The organism is Paenibacillus sp. YAF4_2 (assembly GCF_052113225.1).
Lineage (GTDB): Bacteria > Bacillota > Bacilli > Paenibacillales > Paenibacillaceae > Pristimantibacillus.
In genome coordinates, this window is record NZ_JBFRCT010000006.1 from 344,985 (window position 1) to 362,543 (window position 17,559).

Here is a 17,559-nt window from a genome sequence, read left to right on the forward strand (position 1 = left end):
ATAAGCGATGAAAGTATCTTACCAATGGTTGAATGAATATACGGATCTAAGCGGCTACACAGCCGATGAATTAGCAGAAAAAATGACTCGCGGCGGTATCGAGATTGACGGCGTGGAATCTCTGAACAAAGGGGTAACCGGCGTAGTTGTCGGATACGTGAAATCCCGGGAGAAGCATCCGGATGCAGATAAGCTGAGCGTATGTAAGATTGATGTCGGCACAGGCGAAGAGCTTCAAATCGTATGTGGAGCGAAGAACGTTGATGCTGGACAAAAGGTTCCGGTTGCGATGATCGGTGCGAAGCTGCCTGGCGACTTTGCGATCAAACGTGCGAAGCTGCGTGGTGTAGAATCGCAAGGGATGATCTGCTCGGCGAAGGAGCTTGGCATTAATGACAAGCTGCTGCCGAAAGAGCAGCAGGAAGGGATTCTTGTGCTTCCTGAATCGACACCAATTGGTATGCCAATCGGCGATATTCTTGGCATCAATGATGAAGTGCTTGAGCTGGATCTGACGCCTAACCGTTCCGACTGCCTCAGCATGTTAGGCGTTGCTTATGAGATTGGTGCCCTGACAGGCCGTGAAGTTCGTCTGCCTGAGGCTGTTGTGAATCACGCGGCTGATCGTGCAGACAGCCATATCTCGGTATCGGTAAGCGCACCTGAGCAATGCTCGCATTACAGCGCGCGATACATTAAAAGTGTAAAAATCGGCCCATCTCCACAATGGCTGCAAAACCGCCTGATTGCAGCGGGTATCCGCCCGATCAGCAACGTTGTTGACGTAACAAATTTCGTTATGCTCGAGTATGGCCAGCCGCTTCACGCTTTTGACGCGGATTCCATTACGACAGGCCGTATCGATGTACGTTTGGCGAAGCCAGGCGAGAAGCTTGTTACACTTGATGATCAAGAGCGTACACTTGAGCCGCATATGCTTGTGATTACAGACGGTGAGAAGCCTGTTGCTCTGGCTGGTGTTATGGGCGGGGCGAACTCGGAAGTGAACGAGAAAACCGTTAACATCCTGCTTGAGTCGGCTAGATTTGACGGTGGTACGGTTCGCAAAACCTCCCGTCAGCTTGGTCTCCGTTCGGAATCAAGCATCCGCTTCGAGAAAGAAGTAGATCCTGGCCGCGTTATTCCAGCTCTGAACCGCGCTGCAGCACTTATTGCTGAGCTTTCAGATGGACTGGTTGCAGAAGGAATTGTTGAAGTGGTTACCGCTGAGGCGAAGCCGGCTGTTGTTGACGTGACACTTGCGAAGATCAATGGCTACCTTGGAACGGAACTCTCGAGACTGGAAGTGGAAACGATCTTTGGCCGCCTTCACTTTGGTTTCCGTTTAGCAGATGCAGATGATCGTTTCTCCGTAACAGTACCAACTCGTCGCGGCGATATTACGCGTGATGTAGATTTAATTGAAGAAGTAGCTCGTTTGTACGGCTATGACAATATTCCAACGACGCCTATTCACGGTGATGTGACGCCTGGCGCGTTGACGAAGCCACAAGCGATTCGCCGCGAGCTTCGCAGAAGACTGACGGATGCAGGTCTGCATGAAGTGATGAGCTATTCATTCACTGGCCCTGCTCGTACGGAAATATTCCCTGATCTGTCTGGCGCGGGATTAAAGCCAGTGAAACTGGCGATGCCGATGAGCGAGGACCGCAGCGTCCTTCGTACAACGCTTCTCGCACAGTTGCTTGAGACGGCGACTTATAATCGTAATCGTAAAAATGAATCCTCTGCTATTTTTGAAATCGGCAGTGTATTCCACACGGAGGAAGAGGAGCTCACTCGTCTTCCACATGAGAAGCATCGCCTCGCAGTTCTTCTTACTGGTAACCGCGTTGATGCACAGTGGAACCGCAAATCGGCTCCGGTTGATTTCTATGATGCCAAAGGCGTCCTTGAGACCGTTATTGATGTTCTTGGCTTAACGGCTAAAGTACGTTATGAATCGGCGCAGCCTGTGAACTTCCATCCAGGAAGAACAGCAGCTGTAATCGTGGATACAGCACATGGACCGGAAACAATCGGTTATGTTGGCCAGCTGCACCCTACACTGCAGTATGAGAGCGATCTTTCTGACACTTATGTAGTTGAGATAGAGCTGGGCAAATTGTATGAGCTGGCAGATTCCAGCATTGTATACAAGGCGCTTCCTCGTTACCCGGCTATGCAGCGTGACATTGCGGTTGTGCTCGATGCTGCCGTTCCGGCTGCGAAGCTTACAGCAACAGCTTGGGCCGTTGCCGGTGAATTGCTCGAGTCTGTTCGAGTGTTTGACGTGTTCACAGGTGAGAAGCTTGGAGTAGGCAAGAAGAGCGTTGCTTTGTCGCTCCTTTACCGTCATGCGGACCGTACGCTGACCGACGAAGAAGTGACAGAACTGCACGGTAAAGTTGTTGCAGAACTAGAACAATCTTTTGCGGCAGAATTAAGGAAGTAGGCAGGAAACCTTTTAAGTCGCATCGAAATAGTTCCTTGTGAACTTTCGATGCGGCTTTTTTTGTGTTTTTTGCCCATGAAAGGCTTCTCAAAATGAGTTTTTTCACATAAATGAAACTTTAGCTGTCGTTTCTTGTTACATAGATGAAGGCAAATGATTGAATTTGATGAAGCACCTTAAAATGTGAGGCAGATAAATAGGAGGTTACCCAGTATGGATACTGATCAAACCGTTGTAACCGTTGATATATACGGACATCAATATAAGCTTAAGGGCCACAATAATGCTGATTATATTAAAAGGGTAGCCAGCACGATTGACGATGCCATGAAAAAGCTCGCGATCGGCTCTCCTCGTCTTGATATGCCTAAACTGGCTGTTCTGGCTGCTGTGCAGATGACAGAGGAAGTATTCCGTCTGCGCCGCGAAAATGATACTTTGCATGATGCGGAAGCAAAGCGTCTTGTACTGGTAGATTTGCTTGAGCAGGCAAGTAGACTTGAGGTATCACTGCGTGAGGAGCTTACTGCCGTTCAGCGTAAGTCGAAGACTGAGCTCGAGGAGCTTCGCGGCGAATATGAAACCGAGATTGCCGCAGCGAAAGCGGCTGCTGCTGAGGAATTGACCACAAAGCTGGAAGAAGCAGCTGAGCTGCTTGCACTTGCTCAAGCGGAGGCAACTGAAGAGATCGAGCGTGTACAAGCTTTTGCAGCAGCTGAGCTGGAGCGGGAATTGGAGATTTCACAAGCGAAAGCTGAAGCTGAGCTGGAGCGTGAGCGTGCAGAAGCCGCGGTTCAAATCGAACAAGAGCGGGAAAAAGCTGCGAAAGTGTTAGCGGAGCAGCAGGCAGCAGCAGCGCAGGAACTCGAGCGCGAGCGAGTAAGAGCTAGGGAAGCGGCAGACGAGCTGGCGTTAGCACAAGAGCTGGCTGCAGAAGAGCTGGACCGTGAGCGTACGCAGGCTGCGAGAGCGTTGGTTGAGCATGTGGAACGTGAGCGCGAGAAAGCAGCGAGATCGTTAGCAGAGCAGCTCGAGCAGGAGCGGGAGAAAGCGGCAAGAGCGTTAGCGGAGCAGCAAGCGCAAGCGGCGCAGGAGCTGGAACGCGAGCGAGTAAGAGCAGCCGAAGCGGCCGAGGAGCTGGCGTTAGCGCAAGTGCTGGCAGCGGAGGAGCTGGAGCGTGAGCGTGCGAAAGCGGTGGAAGCAGCCGAGGAGCTGTCACTGGCACAAGCGCTGGCTGCGGAGGAGCTGGAACGCGAGCGTGTGAAAGCAGCTGAAGCGTTGGCGGAGCAAGTGGAGCGTGAGCGCGAAAGAGCAGCGAGAACGTTAGCGGAGCAGCAAGCGCAAGCGGCGCAGGAACTGGAACGCGAGCGAGCAAGAGCAGCCGAAGCAGCCGAGGAGCTGTCACTGGCACAAGCGCTGGCAGCGGAGGAGCTGGAGCGTGAACGTGCCAAAGCGACGGAAGCAGCGGAGGAGCTGGAGCGCGAGCGTGCTAAAGCGGCGGAAGCGTTAGCGGAGCAGCTTGAGCAAGAGCGCGAGAAAGCAGCAAGAGCGTTAGCAGAACAAGTGGAGCGTGAGCGAGAAAGAGCAGCGAGGGCGTTAGCCGAGCAGCAAGCGCAAGCAGCGGAGGAGCTGGAACGCGAGCGAGCGAGAGCAGCGGAAGCAGCCGAGGAGCTTACGCTGGCACAAGCGCTAGCTGTTGAGGAGCTGGAGCTTGAGCGCGAGAAAGCAGCGAGAGTGTTATCCGAGCAGCAAGCGCAAGCAGCGCAAGAGCTGGAACGCGAGCGTACGAGAGCGGCTGAAGCGGCCGAAGAGCTGGCACTGGCCCAAGCGTTAGCTGCGGAAGAGCTAGAACGTGAGCGTGAGCAGGCGGCAAGAGCGTTGGTAGAGCATGTGGAGCGTGAGCGAGAAAGAGCAGCGAGAGTGTTAGCCGAGCAGCAAGCGCAAGTGGTGCAAGAGCTGGAACGCGAGCGTGCTAAAGCAGCAGAAGCAGCCGAGGAGCTGGCGTTAGCGCAAGCGCTCGCTGCTGATGAGCTGGAGCATGAGCGAGAGAAAGCAGCGAGAGCTTTAGCTGAGCAGCAAGCGCAAGCGGCTCAGGAGCTGGCGCTGGCCCAAATGCTCGCCGCAGAAGAGCTGGAACGTGAGCGCGAAGGTGCGGCGCAGGAGCTGGAACGCGAGCGAGCAAGAGCAGCAGAAGCAGCAGATGAGCTGGCGCTCGCCCAAGCGCTGGCCGCAGAGGAGCTGGAGCGTGAGCGTGCGAAAGCGGCAAACGTATTGGCAGAGCAGTTGGAACTGGAGCGTGCAAAAGCCGCGGCTGCTTTGGCTGAGCAGCAAGCGCAAGCAGCGCAGGAGATTGCGCGTGAGCGAGACAAAGTAGTAGAAGCCGCTGATGAACTTACATTAGCTCAAGTCATTGCTGCTGAAGAACTGGAGATTGAACGTGCGAGAGCACTCGAATTAATCCAATCAAAGGAACAACAATGGCAAGAGCAGATCGCTCAGCTTGAGCAGGAGTTAAAGGCTGATTTTGAACGCCGCCGTAATAACTGGATTGAGGAGCGTACAAGGCTGCTGACGAAAGCAGCCGAGCTTGAGCAAGCCTGGAACCAAGATAAGCAGTCTCATGAACTGCGTCTGCAAGCAGCTGATGATCATTTGATGCAGGCACTGGAGCAGGAGGAAGCATTGCGTGCTTCTATTCGAGTTCTGGAACAGGAAGTGCAAGAGCTTGGTCAGCAGTTTGCTGAGACGCAGGAGCAATTAGAAGAACAATCACAGCAATTAATACAATCGCTTGAAACAATCGCGCAAATGGAACTGCAGGCTGGTAAACAGCAGGAGCTGCAGACTGCTATAGAGGCTCTTGCAGCGGAACAAACGGAGAAGCTGCAGCAAGTGCAGGAGCAATATGTGTATCTTCAAGATGAACTAGAGAAACAGAAGCGTCAGTTTGCTGCGGAACGTTCAGCTATCGAGCAGATTCACGCTGATCGATATAGTGAAGCGGAGAGCCGGCTCGAGGAGCAAGCACGTCAGCTCTCTGAGGCCAAAGCTATCTTTGAAGAGAAGGAAATTGAACTGGAGCTTCAATACGAAGAAGATAAATATAAGCTGCAGCGTAAGTATGAAGGGCAGCAGGAGCAGCTTGAACTACGCCATGCTGAGCAGCAATTTGAATTAAAAGAACGTTATGAAAAGCAATATGCGGAACTTCAGCATCTGTTAGAAGCTTACCAACTGACGCAGAAGGAACTGGAAAGCCAGCTTGAGCAGCAAGGCCAAACAATGGCTAAACAACAGGAAGAAAAACTCGCTGAGCTCGAGCAACGTCATCAAGAGCAGCTTCGTACGCTGCAGAAGCAATTTGTTGATCAAACAGAACTATTGGAGCTTCAGCATATGGAGCAAATGGAACTGCTCGAACGTCAGCAGCAAGAGCTTAAGGTGGAGCTCGACGAGCGGGAGCATAACCATTCCCGTCAAATCGAACAGCAAAGATTACATTTGGAACAACGCTTCGAAGAGCGTCAAGCTGAAGCACAGGAACGTTATTCCGAGCTTATGGCGAAGCAGGAAGAACAGCAGCGTAATCTGCGTGCTCGAATTGAAGAGCTTCAATTGTCGATAGAAGATGTTGAGCTTCGCGGACTGGAAATGGAAGAGCAACTCGCAAATTCTATGGAACGTGAGAACCAGCTCTTGGAACAGCTTGAGTATACGGCAGCTCGTGAGCGTATCACTGTGCAGCACCTGGAAGCAGCATCATCAAGAGTTCAAGCATTAACGGAGCAACTGGAGAAGGAACAAAAGCTAGCCCGTCAAGCAAGGCAAGAAGCAGAGCGGCTGTCCGAAGCTGAACGTGCCCGTGAAGCCGCAGAGAAGACACTCTTTGCTCAGCTTGAAGCGGCACGCTCTGAAGCAGCGGCAGCGGCTGAATTGCGGGTGATGCTTGAAGAGCGGACACAATCACTGGCAACAGAGCATAATGAAACTTCGGGCGAAACGGATGCCCTTCGTGAGGAGCTTCAATCGCTCACTCATACACATCAGAAGCTGGAGATTGAATACCGCAAGCTTCAAACCGAGTATAATGAGTGGATCGAATTAATCGAGCATAGCTAAATAAGATACAAAAGAGAGTCATCTGAGTTATTTCGGATGGCTCTCTTTTCGCCGTGGCCGAACGATGTGATCTGAGATAGGAGAAAAACGAACCTATGAAATTGAAGTAACTAAAAGGGGGGAAGTTACGATCCAGTATATTAATTTCTACTTATCTTACCCCCTTCTCCAATCTAATGGGGCTATGGAAAATTCCTATAAAATCGAAGGCGTAACAAATGATAGTCAGCCTATTATTCTAAAAAGCGGTGAGAAAATAGTATGCCGGGTGAGCGCTCCTATTACTGAAGTGTTCGGAAATAAGAGTCTGCTGGACTTCAACAATCCGAATATCGAACTAAAAGGTTATGTGAAAGTTGGAGGCAAAGATAGTCCGTTTGGAATGGCGGGCAATTTAGAGGCCTTTCAGTAAATAAGGGTTATCTACCTGATGCGCCGCGCCAAATAAGACGGAAAATCTGTATTGCAGTGATGGAATAAGCGGATGGGGTAATAAAAAAAGCCGGTCCAACGTTTAGTATTGGAACGGCTACCTCTATAAACTCTCTATTAACCGTAACTCACGATGGTACCGGTTGGGCCGCCTTGCGGCAGACTGGCTAAGCGGATGAGGTCGGGTGTGACAATTGCCGGATCTTTGCCAGTTGCATGCATTTCGGTTCGCAGGGTGCCGGGATTATATAAATTAACGAGGATGCCATGCTCATGCTCTTCGTCAGCAAGCGTACGCGTTAGAGACTCAAGCCCCGCCTTGGCTGCACTATAGGCTGCATAGCCGCCGGCTCCGTTCCAAGACAGGCCTGTAGTTATATTAATGATACGGCCATATTTGCTTTTGCGCATAGCCGGAAGAACAGCTTTGGTCAGCAGAAAAGGGCCTGTTAAGTTAGTAGCTACCTGCAGATGCCATTCCTCAGACGTTAACTCAAGTACAGAGCCAGGCTCTAATACAGCGGCATTATTTAACAAGACATGTATGGAACCCCATTGGTCCACGATCTGCTGGACTGCGGTCTGAATTTGGTCTTCTTGTGTAACATCGGTAGGGATGATAAGTGCTTCTTGGCCCGTTGTTTGTTTGATAAGCGCCGCAGTTTCTTGCAGCTTGTTCTCACGGCGGCCTAATAAAGCAACTTCAGCCCCTTCCTTAGCGAATGACAGGGAAGCTGCCCTGCCAAGTCCAGAACCAGCACCGCTAATGACGGCAATCCGTCCGTTTAATAAGCTCATATGATCATACCCTCCTCAAATGAAAATAGCCAAGTATGAGCTATAAATGATTATTCATACATCGTAAGCATATTCATTTTTCATAAACATTGGCTAAGATGGATTTATGAATCATCTTATCAGACCGGAAGGTGATAGGGGAAGAGGCATGACGATCAGTCTTTCTTACTTATTTGAAAAGGAATCATTATAATTCCTATGTGGCTTATGGCCACGCTATGACAGCGAATATAAGAAGAACCTCCCGGCTTCTTAGCCAAGAGGTTCGATTACTAATTCCATAACTGCTTATTCAACAATAAGCTTGGCTGACATTTTCGAATGTCCACCACCGCAAGGGATGTTGCAGTTGATTTCATACTCGCCAGCGTCGAGCGTAACGGTTTTTGCTTTATTGTTCGTCAGCTTTAGATCTGTTTTGGCAACTTGTACGCCATGCACGCCATCGATTAATTCCAGCTCCAGCGTCTGGCCCTTCTTAATATGATATTCTGGCTGATCGAATTCCCAGCTGCTTGCTTTAATAACGACGTCTGCCGGAGTTGAGCTTGCTGCTTCTGAATTGCCATTGTTATTGGATCCGCAAGCGGCAATAACGAATACCAGGCACAATACAGATGCGAATAGTAACCATTTTTTCATCGAGAATACCCCTTTCATTGCCAAATAGCTTTAAATACATTCTTGTACTATTGTAACTTATCCCCATTTGATTTGCAGTGACAGCTACGTGACAAAAAAACTCCCCTGCCCATCGTTTCCGACTGGGCAAGGGAGCTCATGAACAACATCTGGATAGGTTATTCCCGATTGCGGTAATCGCTTCTGCCAGCCTCATATGGCGTGCTGACTGGAATAAAGAGGTCGATAATCCCTATGACAAGAGCGGCAAGAATTGCTCCAAGCCAAGTTACCTGTACCCCTCCGACGATAAATTGAGCTATCCAGATGACGGCTGCGCTGGCGATAAAGCCAACAATACCGCGTCCAAAAGGTGTGACTTTCTTGCCGAAGATACCCTCGATGATCCAGCCAAGCGCTGCAATGACCAGCGCAAGCAGGAGCGCACTCCAGAATCCACCGACACTAAACTGTGGAACGATCCAGCCGACAACCATAAGAACAATGGCCGCGACGATAAAACGGACTACATGACCAAGAAAACTCATATCGTTAGCCTCCTCAAGTTAGGTTAGCCTAAGTATGGTGCGCTTCTTTTTCCACTTCTATTATGACCATATTTCGGGGAAACATGTATGAAACAAATGGGGATATCGTGCATCCGCAACATTGTTCAGCTATAATAAAAGGGCGAGAGGAGTGTTCACTTGGACAGCAAAATTTTATCCACTTTGGAATTTCATAAAATAACTAATAAATTGGTACAGCATGCCTCTACTTCGCTTGGGAAAAGTGAAGCAGAACGCCTTGCTCCCGTCTCCGATTTGGAGGACGTGAAGCTCATGCTGCAAGCAACCGATGAGTCCTTTAAGGCGGACCGGTTGAAAGGCAATGCACCGTTTGGCGGCGTTGTAGATATAAGCGCTTCCCTGCACCGGTCGCGGATCGGCGGAACGCTGAACCCTGTTGAGCTGCTTGATATTGCAGCAACAGCAAGAGGCGCGCGCCGCGTGAAGAGACATATCGACAACTTGCATGAGGATGATCCGATTCCGCTGCTCTTCCAACTGGCTGATCAATTAGCCGAGCATAAACCGCTGGAAGATGCGATCTTCGACTGCATTGATGATCAAGGCGAGGTTATGGACAGCGCAAGCCCGGAGCTTGCTTCCATTCGCAGAGAGCTGCGCAGCGGGGAATCACGTATACGTGAGAAGCTTGAGTCGATGCTTCGCTCCTCTTCGGTACAAAAAATGCTGCAGGATGCCATCATCACGCTTCGGAATGACCGATATGTTATTCCAGTCAAGCAGGAGTACCGTTCCCATTTTGGCGGAATCGTCCATGATCAGTCGGGCTCCGGCGCTACACTCTTTATTGAACCGGAAACAGTCGTAGCGATGAATAACAAGCTGCGGGAGACGAAGGCGGCTGAACTGCGCGAGATCGAGAAGATTTTGCAAAAGCTGACTGCAAAAGCTGCAGAGCATGTAGAGGATTTACTCTACAACCAAGAGCTGCTTGGCAAGCTGGATTTCGCTTATGCGAAAGCTCGGCTCGCACATGAGATGAAAGCCACGCTGCCTCGTATGAATGACCGGGGCTTCCTTAAGATTAAGCGTGGACGTCATCCTTTAATTGCACCTGAGAAGGTTGTACCGCTTGATGTAGAGCTTGGCAATCAATTTACAGCCATTATTGTCACTGGACCAAATACAGGCGGTAAAACGGTATCGCTGAAAACAGTTGGACTACTCAGCCTAATGGCGATGTCCGGTTTGTTTGTTCCTGCTGAGGATGGCAGTCAGCTATGTGTGTTTGACTCGATTTATGCCGATATTGGGGATGAGCAAAGTATCGAGCAAAGCCTAAGTACATTCTCCAGCCATCTGACCAATATTATTCGCATCCTGAAGTCGATGACGTCGAAAAGCCTCGTACTGCTTGACGAGCTTGGTGCGGGGACAGACCCTGCCGAGGGCTCGGCACTAGCGATTGCTATTTTGGAGCATATCCATAAGCTGGACAGCCGTATTATCGCGACTACCCACTACAGTGAATTAAAAGCTTATGCCTATAACCGGAAAGGCGTTATTAACGCCAGCATGGAATTTGATGTTGCTACATTAAGCCCTACTTACCGTCTGCTTGTTGGCGTGCCGGGCCGAAGCAATGCGTTTGCGATTGCAGAACGGCTTGGTCTTAGCCGAGACATCATCGATCATGCACGAGGTGAAGTTAGCGAAGAAGACCTGCGTGTGGAGAATATGATCGCTTCACTTGAGGAAGATCGTCTTAGTGCTGAGTCTGACCGTAATACAGCGGAGTCTATGCGTAAGGAAATGGAAGCGCAAAGGGCACGCCATGAAGCAGAGCTCGAGCGTTTCGAGGAGCAGCGGGATAAGATGCTTCAGAAAGCACAAGAGGAAGCACATGAAGCTGTCGCAAAGGCAAGACGAGAAGCCGATCAGATCATTACGGACTTGCGCAAGCTTGCGCTTGAAGAAGGTGCATCTGTCAAGGAGCATAAGCTTATTGAGGCGAAGCGGAGGCTGGAGGAAGCGGCGCCAGAGCTTACGTCGAAGAAGAAGCGTCCTGCAGGCAGCGCTATCAAGAAGCCGGCGAAGATTGGAGCAGGAGACGAGGTCATGGTCTACAGTCTCAATCAGAAAGGCACAGTTGTAGAGATCGGTAGCTCGGACGCTATGGTACAGCTTGGCATTATGAAGATGAAGGTTGCGCTGGATGATCTGGAACTGATCAAGACAGTAGCGCAAGTTAATAAACAGCAACAGCCAAAACAAACGGCAAGCCTCAAGCGTACCAAAGACGACAATCTGCGAATGGAGCTTGATCTTCGTGGTGCGAATCTGGAAGAAGCGATTATCGAGGTTGACCGTTTCCTGGACGAAACGTATTTGGGCGGCCTTGGCCAAGTGTACATTATTCATGGAATCGGGACGGGTGTGCTTCGCGCGGGTATACAGCAATATTTGCGCAGACATAGCCTTGTGAAGAGTTACCGGCTTGGACAATACGGTGAAGGCGGCGCGGGCGTAACAGTGGCGGAGCTGAAATAGCTTCGCTGCTCCACTTGCAGGAAGGTAGCAAGCCATAGGAGTGATAAGGATGGGTACGGAAGTCGATCGTTTGCTTAGCAATTCGTATGCGGCATCACTCGTTTATGTATCGCTGGTCGTGTTGTCGCTTATCGTCTTTTTGTCCGTGTTTGAGCTGGTGACCCGTTATAACTGCTGGAAGGAAATCAAGAACGGCAATATGTCGGTCGCAATGGCTACAAGCGGGAAAATATTTGGGATATGTAATATTTTCAGATTTTCAATTGAGGCTAATGTTTCGGTGTATGAGAGTCTGATCTGGGGCTTATTCGGCTTTATTATTTTACTTGCTGCTTATTTTTTATTTGAATTTCTAACTCCGGTATTTCGTATAGATGACGAAATAGCAAAGGATAACCGGGCTGTAGGATTAATCGCAATGGTTATTTCTATTTCTTTGTCTTATGTAATTGGAGCAACGGTTATTTTGTAAGTGGCTCAGCAATTCTTTGGGCTTATGCTTTCGAAGTAAGAATTGCTTTGCAATTCTTTAAGCTTATGCTTTCGAAGTAAGAATTGCTCTGCAATTCTTTAAGCTTATGCTTTCGAAGTAAGAATTGCTTCGCAATTCTTTAAGTTTATGCTTTCGAAGTAAGAATTGCTTCGCAATTCTTTGTAGGAGGGCAGTCATGAAATACTTATGGGGGATTTTACTCGCGATTGCTATTATATTTTTTGGTCTTGGTGTTATCTATATGATGAATAATTAAGCTTTGGAGGTTATTAAGGAATGGAAGAGCAAAACATTTGTCCGTGGTGTTATACAGAAATCGTATGGGATGAGGAAATTGGGCCGGAGAAACACTGCCCACACTGCGAGAACGAGCTTAGCGGCTACCGCACGATGCAATTTGGAATTGATCGTCCAGATGACGACAATGATGAAAGCTGGGAAGACGAGGAAGAGGTACAGGAGCAAGCAGATTCCGAGGAAACAGATGATAATTCAAATGGGGGCTACCGTCAGGTGAATCTCTCGTGGCTTGCTGCGGAAGAGACGATTCGTCAAATTACGGACAGCCAGGACGAAGCACCGGAATGTCCGACATGCCGCGAGTATATGCTGGAGGCTGGAAAGCAAAGCATTTCGTTGCAGCCGACTGTTCACACCGTGACAGGAAGAGCTGTTATTCAATCGCCGGTTGAGACCGTAACCTATATTTGTCCGTCTTGCTTCCAAGTATCGACGATTCTAAGCCAGGAAGCCCGCGATCAGATGCTGGCTTTACTTGCGCCTAAGGAATAATTAGCTTGAGCTGGTAAAGAGAGGACGGCATGACCCCTGCTCTTTTGGGAATTCTAACAGTGGATAACCATTGTTAGGTGATCCTTACGAACAAAGAATGACCACAAGCAGCTTTGATGAGGCTTATCGTGTGGCAATTCTTTTTAGGAGGAATCGGATTGAAGCAGAGTCATCATGGCGTTAAGACCGGCGGACGTCTAAGCGGCGCAGGCCGAAGCGTCACAAGTTCACGCCAAGGCGGAGCGCTGGGATCACAGGCGATCTTGCTGCTTGCTGTTCAAGGCTTGTTCGGCATCGCAAGTGCGCTGTCCGGGACGTTCATACCGATCTATCTCTGGAAAGCAAGCCAGTCTTTTATGCTGATCGGTTGGTATACACTTGGCCAATATGTGACAAGTGGTATTGTCTTCTGGCTGGCAGGCAAATGGGTGAAGGAACATCATAAGATGTACAGCCTCCGTCTTGGCATTGTGCTGTCGGGGGCGTTTTACTTTACAGTACTCCTTTTAGGTCAGCAGGCAAAAGTCTACAGTATTCCGCTTGGCATGTTAAGCGGTATGGCTCTTGGCTTCTATTGGATGGCTTATAATGTTGTTTATTTTGAAATTACGGAGCCGGATAATAGGGACCGTTTCAACGGAATTGCCGGTATACTTGGCGCCTTGTCCGGTATTATCGCCCCATGGGTGTCTGGATACTTAATTACGTCGCTTCAAGGTGAGAGCGGCTATAAGCTTATTTTCACCATATCGCTTGTCATCTTCGGATTAAGCATGGTTGGAAGCTTCTGGCTTACCAATCGAGGAGTCCAAGGCGAGAAGTACAAATGGTTACTCGGTATTGATCAATTGAAAGAGAAGGGTAATCCATGGCGGAGAATGTTCGGAGCTATAGTGACGCAGGGTGTCCGCGAAGGCGTATTTATGTTCCTTATCGGGCTGGTCATCTACATTGCGACTAAAAATGAAGGCAAGCTGGGTAATTTCTCGCTTATTACCTCTCTTGTTGCGTTGATCAGCTTTTGGTTTGTAGGAAAACGCCTCAAAGCAAGCAATCGGAAAATCGCGATGCTGATTGGAACGATTATGATCGGGTTGATCGTTCTTCCTTTGTTCATTAAAGTGAACTATAGCACTCTGCTTATTTTTGGTATTGGCACCTCGTTGTTTATACCACTGTACATTATCCCGATGACATCGCGGGTCTTCGACCTAATCGGCGATTCTGAGGAAAGCGCTAAGAACCGTGAGGAGCTGATCGTCCTCCGTGAAGCCGGTCTAATTATCGGCCGTGTCATCGGCCTAGCTGCTTATCTGATCGTCTTATCCCAGACGCAGACACCAGCGGCAATCGTTACCCTTATGTTCTGTGTTGGTATCGTCCCCATCGCCGGATGGTTCTTCATCCGGCCCTTCCTATCTGCCAACAATAAATTTCGTTAATAATTTTTGAACTGTAATCAAATCGTAGCGTGCGAAACGAAACTATTAGGAATGAGAAGTGCAACGTTCGCCTTTGTCCCGAATTTCAACCGCTAAAGCGGTTTACAAATGAAGAAATTCGGGACAACAGCGATCGAATCCTAATAGTTTCGTGAAGCGCAGCCTCACGATTTGAACTAAAGGAGAACTTATGCCACGAATAGTGCAAACCATCATTGACCTCATCGGCGATACGCCAGTCATTAAGCTCAATCGGCTTGTAGAAGCCGGAAGCGCAGACGTATTCGTAAAGCTTGAGCGGTTTAATCCTAGCGGCAGCGTAAAGGATCGCGCTGCATCAGCACTTATCCAAGCAGCTGAACAAGGCGGACAGATTAAGCCAGGCAGCACCATCATCGAGCCGACCAGCGGTAATACCGGCATCGGGCTCGCGATGAACGCAGCTGCCAAGGGCTATAAATTGATTCTTATCATGCCTGACAATATGTCGGCAGAACGAATCAAGCTGCTTCAGGCTTATGGGGCAGACGTTGTATTAACGCCTGCTGCCGAGAGAATGCCTGGTGCAATCCGTAAAGCATTAGAGCTGCAAGCTCAAATTCCGGGCAGCTTTATCCCGAATCAATTCGAGAATCATGCTAACCCGGATATCCATCGTACGACTACGGCAGTAGAGATTTTACGGCAAACCGAAGAAAAGCTTGATGCCTTTATTGCTACGGCAGGAACTGGGGGCACTGTTACAGGTACGGGCGAGACGCTTAAAGCAGCTCTTCCGAATCTACATATCGCGGTTGTTGAGCCTGCCGGTTCACCTGTCTTGTCTGGTGGTAAGCCGGGGCCGCATAAACTGGTTGGAACAAGTCCTGGATTTGTGCCAACGATTCTGAATACGAATGTGTATGATGAAATTATTCAAGTAACCGACGAGGATGCGCTTCAAACCATGCGAAGCCTGGCTCGTCTGGAAGGACTATTACTTGGACCGTCATCCGGTGCCTCCGTATGGGCGGCCATGCAGGTTGCGAAGAGACTTGGTCCGGGCAAACGAGTATTGTGTATTGCTCCCGATACAGGTGAACGTTATTTGAGTATGGATATATTCTAATAAGAAGCGAGGCCCTTAAAGCTTATTTCCAAGCTTTAAGGGCTTCTTTTATAAGGCCTCGCCGTTCGCGTACATAATCAAGAATAAAGGAAGGCTCATCGAGATACGTATCAAAGCTGCTTTTCCTCGTGAAGTCATCCCGGATTGCAGGTGTAATCTCTTTGTACATCCGGTTAATGATGGGATCGATTCGTTCGACTGTAAAGGCTGTTCGTAATAAGTTTAGCAGAATTGCACGATATTTCTGCCGGCAGGAGGCAAAGGTAAACAGCTTGCCGGTTAATTGATTGTAGCCCTGTAAACGTACCAAATCACTGCCGCAAGGTTTTCCGTAGCAATTCCTTCCCCAGGTCCCTTCATAATCCCAAGGAATAATACGGTATTTGCGGCTATTCTTATGTTCGTATAAGGCGTAGTTCTGATCGAATCCATCATAGTTGCCGGTGAGAACTGCTCCTGCCAGCCACAATAAATACTGGTTGATATCCAGCCGTTTGGCGGTGTATACGTTTAGTTGTTTGCTTGTCATGGTATTAATATTGCGGATGAATCGGACCAGACGATATTTGGTATTTGTCTCTCCCTTAACGATTTCATATCCATCAAATAAGGAGTTCTTCTTTTGATTGGAGTTCTGATCAATAAGGCTGAAATCCGCACTGTCATTGACGGCATAAATAATGGAGTTATAGCCTATTCCTCTCTTTTTGAAAAATCGCTGATCAACCGCCTCGATTTCTAAGTATACCCCTTGCGGATAACCGTTAATTTCGACGGATATATGCGTTGTTTCCGGAGAGGGCACGCCAATGGTATTAAAGAATGTAAAAGATAACGCATTACGGATCATGGAAGGATCATCAAACTCTGCATTCCAGTGCAGTGTTTTTCCTCCATCTAATCTGACCTCGAAGGATTTCTTGTTGTAATTACGCGTATGACCGCCTCGAATGCCGAATGTCGCTGTATAAAGTTTCCCATCTAATTCGATATGAATCGGCTTGAAGGATTTACTCCAAGGGTTATTTTTTAGCTCCTTTAGATCATCCTCGTCAATCTCGATTTTGCGAATAGGCAGCGTTGCCACGGGCTTCACCCCTTAGACCGAAGTCAAAGCCTATCGTGGCTGATAGGCTTTTGTGCTTATTTACCCTATTCGGGTATCGGGGCAAGTGACACCATTTACGTCATTATTTTGCTTATTTCTCCCTTTTGTCCAGATAAATGGTTACTAATCTAGTACCTCTCATATACGGGTTACATATAAATATATTACAAACCGTCACCAATGGTAGATGACTAGAAAGCAAACAACAGCAAGATCAGCCTATTAGTGGCAAAAGGTCAATTGGATGGTACGGTTGTAAATCTATTAATGCGAGAATCATCGGAGGGATTTACACATGTATGATGGCAATCACTGGCAAGGACAACAATGCCACAAGAGTCACAAAAGTCACAATAGTCATGTGAGCACAGGAACAACAACACCAACAAACGGCGGCAACACTCAAATCAGAAATTTGGTAGGTGAAATGGTTAAAATTAACCGTGGCGGCCCGGAATCATTAGTAGGAACTCTGTTGGCAGTAAAAAGCGACTACCTGGTTCTTTCGACAAGAGGTGGAGTCGTATACGTTGATCTTAGCCATGTAAAGAGCGTAACAAGGCTTGCAGATGGTGGAAGAAGCGGTGGTATTGGCAATGACTTCATCAATGCTGATAACTTTAGAGGAGTAGTAAGAGCATTACAAAAAGAATTCGTGCAAATTAACTGGGGCGGACCGGAGAAAGTAGAAGGCTTCCTCGCTGAAGTACAAGGCAACACAGCACTTATAGCTGTGAAAAATGAAGTGGTCTATATCCTTATTGATCATATCAAAACAATCAAAAAACTTAGCTTCAACAAATCAAATGGCAACAAATCCGGAGGAAACAACAACAACAATAATCAATCCGGCGGCAACAACAACAACAACAAAAACAACAATAACAACAAAAACAAAAACAACAAATCCGGTAATCAAGGACAATCGGGCGGTAACAAGTCTGGCAACAAATCAGGTGCACAAGCGCAAGGCCAATCAGGCAATAAAACAGGCAATAGAACAGGTAATAGAACAGGTAATAGAACTGCAGCTCAAACACAATCCACTGGCAATAAATCGAATAAAAAATCTGGAGGCGGCAACCGCTCGAAAAAAGGCTAATCGGAGGAT

Annotated in this window: 13 protein-coding genes; 9 read left to right on the plus strand and 4 right to left on the minus strand. The window is 48.5% G+C overall.

Annotation, left to right across the window (positions count from 1 at the left end):
- Positions 1–7: 7 nt before the first annotated feature.
- The 3 genes from pheT to AB4Y93_RS16735 all read left to right on the plus strand — a co-directional run bounded on the left by pheT (position 8) and on the right by AB4Y93_RS16735 (position 6,986).
- A complete protein-coding gene (pheT, locus tag AB4Y93_RS16725) occupies positions 8–2,455 on the plus strand; it encodes a phenylalanine--tRNA ligase subunit beta (RefSeq protein ID WP_441893840.1) in 2,448 nt (815 codons plus the stop codon).
- Positions 2,456–2,668: 213 nt separating this feature from the next.
- Positions 2,669–6,574, plus strand: coding sequence for a hypothetical protein (locus AB4Y93_RS16730; protein WP_441893842.1), 3,906 nt, complete (start codon positions 2,669–2,671; stop codon positions 6,572–6,574).
- A 184-nt stretch (positions 6,575–6,758) separates the two neighbouring features.
- Positions 6,759–6,986 (plus strand): hypothetical protein, encoded by a 228-nt coding sequence (locus tag AB4Y93_RS16735; RefSeq protein WP_441893844.1) that lies wholly within the window; start codon positions 6,759–6,761, stop codon positions 6,984–6,986.
- 137 nt (positions 6,987–7,123) lie between these two features.
- On the opposite strand, the gene AB4Y93_RS16740 is transcribed toward AB4Y93_RS16735, so the two are convergent.
- The 3 genes from AB4Y93_RS16740 to AB4Y93_RS16750 form a co-directional block, all read right to left on the minus strand.
- On the minus strand, positions 7,124–7,804 hold the full coding sequence (locus AB4Y93_RS16740) for an SDR family NAD(P)-dependent oxidoreductase (protein ID WP_441893846.1): 681 nt from the start codon (positions 7,802–7,804) through the stop codon (positions 7,124–7,126).
- A gap of 288 nt (positions 7,805–8,092) precedes the next feature.
- Complete coding sequence (locus tag AB4Y93_RS16745) at positions 8,093–8,446, minus strand: cytochrome C oxidase subunit II (RefSeq protein ID WP_441893848.1); 354 nt, start codon at positions 8,444–8,446, stop codon at positions 8,093–8,095.
- Between the two features lie 158 nt (positions 8,447–8,604).
- The gene (locus AB4Y93_RS16750) at positions 8,605–8,973 is read right to left on the minus strand and encodes a phage holin family protein (RefSeq protein WP_441893849.1); all 369 of its coding nucleotides are present in this window, start codon (positions 8,971–8,973) and stop codon (positions 8,605–8,607) included.
- Between the two features lie 159 nt (positions 8,974–9,132).
- Between AB4Y93_RS16750 and AB4Y93_RS16755 the strand changes: the two genes are divergently transcribed.
- The 5 genes from AB4Y93_RS16755 to cysK all read left to right on the plus strand — a co-directional run bounded on the left by AB4Y93_RS16755 (position 9,133) and on the right by cysK (position 15,340).
- On the plus strand, positions 9,133–11,505 hold the full coding sequence (locus AB4Y93_RS16755) for an endonuclease MutS2 (protein WP_441893851.1): 2,373 nt from the start codon (positions 9,133–9,135) through the stop codon (positions 11,503–11,505).
- Between the two features lie 49 nt (positions 11,506–11,554).
- Positions 11,555–11,977 carry a DUF350 domain-containing protein gene (locus tag AB4Y93_RS16760; RefSeq protein ID WP_441893853.1) on the plus strand — a complete coding sequence of 141 codons (423 nt, stop codon included), beginning with the start codon at positions 11,555–11,557 and terminating at the stop codon, positions 11,975–11,977.
- A 297-nt stretch (positions 11,978–12,274) separates the two neighbouring features.
- The gene (locus AB4Y93_RS16765) at positions 12,275–12,790 is read left to right on the plus strand and encodes a hypothetical protein (protein ID WP_441893855.1); all 516 of its coding nucleotides are present in this window, start codon (positions 12,275–12,277) and stop codon (positions 12,788–12,790) included.
- Between the two features lie 158 nt (positions 12,791–12,948).
- A complete protein-coding gene (locus tag AB4Y93_RS16770) occupies positions 12,949–14,232 on the plus strand; it encodes an MFS transporter (RefSeq protein ID WP_441893857.1) in 1,284 nt (427 codons plus the stop codon).
- Positions 14,233–14,422: 190 nt separating this feature from the next.
- Positions 14,423–15,340, plus strand: coding sequence for a cysteine synthase A (gene cysK / locus AB4Y93_RS16775; RefSeq protein ID WP_441893859.1), 918 nt, complete (start codon positions 14,423–14,425; stop codon positions 15,338–15,340).
- A gap of 22 nt (positions 15,341–15,362) precedes the next feature.
- Here cysK and AB4Y93_RS16780 read toward each other — a convergent pair whose 3' ends face one another.
- Complete coding sequence (locus tag AB4Y93_RS16780; RefSeq protein WP_441893861.1) at positions 15,363–16,427, minus strand: CotH kinase family protein; 1,065 nt, start codon at positions 16,425–16,427, stop codon at positions 15,363–15,365.
- 316 nt (positions 16,428–16,743) lie between these two features.
- On the opposite strand from AB4Y93_RS16780, the gene AB4Y93_RS16785 reads away from it, so the two are divergent.
- Positions 16,744–17,550 (plus strand): hypothetical protein, encoded by an 807-nt coding sequence (locus tag AB4Y93_RS16785; RefSeq protein ID WP_441893863.1) that lies wholly within the window; start codon positions 16,744–16,746, stop codon positions 17,548–17,550.
- Positions 17,551–17,559: the final 9 nt, after the last annotated feature.

Coding starts and splice junctions, on each gene's coding strand:
- AB4Y93_RS16735 (WP_441893844.1), top strand. CDS start 6,759: ATGGAAAATTCCTATAAAATCGAAGGCGTAACAAATGATAGTCAGCCT.
- pheT (WP_441893840.1), top strand. CDS start 8: ATGAAAGTATCTTACCAATGGTTGAATGAATATACGGATCTAAGCGGC.
- AB4Y93_RS16750 (WP_441893849.1), bottom strand. CDS start 8,973: ATGAGTTTTCTTGGTCATGTAGTCCGTTTTATCGTCGCGGCCATTGTT.
- AB4Y93_RS16760 (WP_441893853.1), top strand. CDS start 11,555: ATGGGTACGGAAGTCGATCGTTTGCTTAGCAATTCGTATGCGGCATCA.
- AB4Y93_RS16730 (WP_441893842.1), top strand. CDS start 2,669: ATGGATACTGATCAAACCGTTGTAACCGTTGATATATACGGACATCAA.
- cysK (WP_441893859.1), top strand. CDS start 14,423: ATGCCACGAATAGTGCAAACCATCATTGACCTCATCGGCGATACGCCA.
- AB4Y93_RS16740 (WP_441893846.1), bottom strand. CDS start 7,804: ATGAGCTTATTAAACGGACGGATTGCCGTCATTAGCGGTGCTGGTTCT.
- AB4Y93_RS16785 (WP_441893863.1), top strand. CDS start 16,744: ATGTATGATGGCAATCACTGGCAAGGACAACAATGCCACAAGAGTCAC.
- AB4Y93_RS16745 (WP_441893848.1), bottom strand. CDS start 8,446: ATGAAAAAATGGTTACTATTCGCATCTGTATTGTGCCTGGTATTCGTT.
- AB4Y93_RS16765 (WP_441893855.1), top strand. CDS start 12,275: ATGGAAGAGCAAAACATTTGTCCGTGGTGTTATACAGAAATCGTATGG.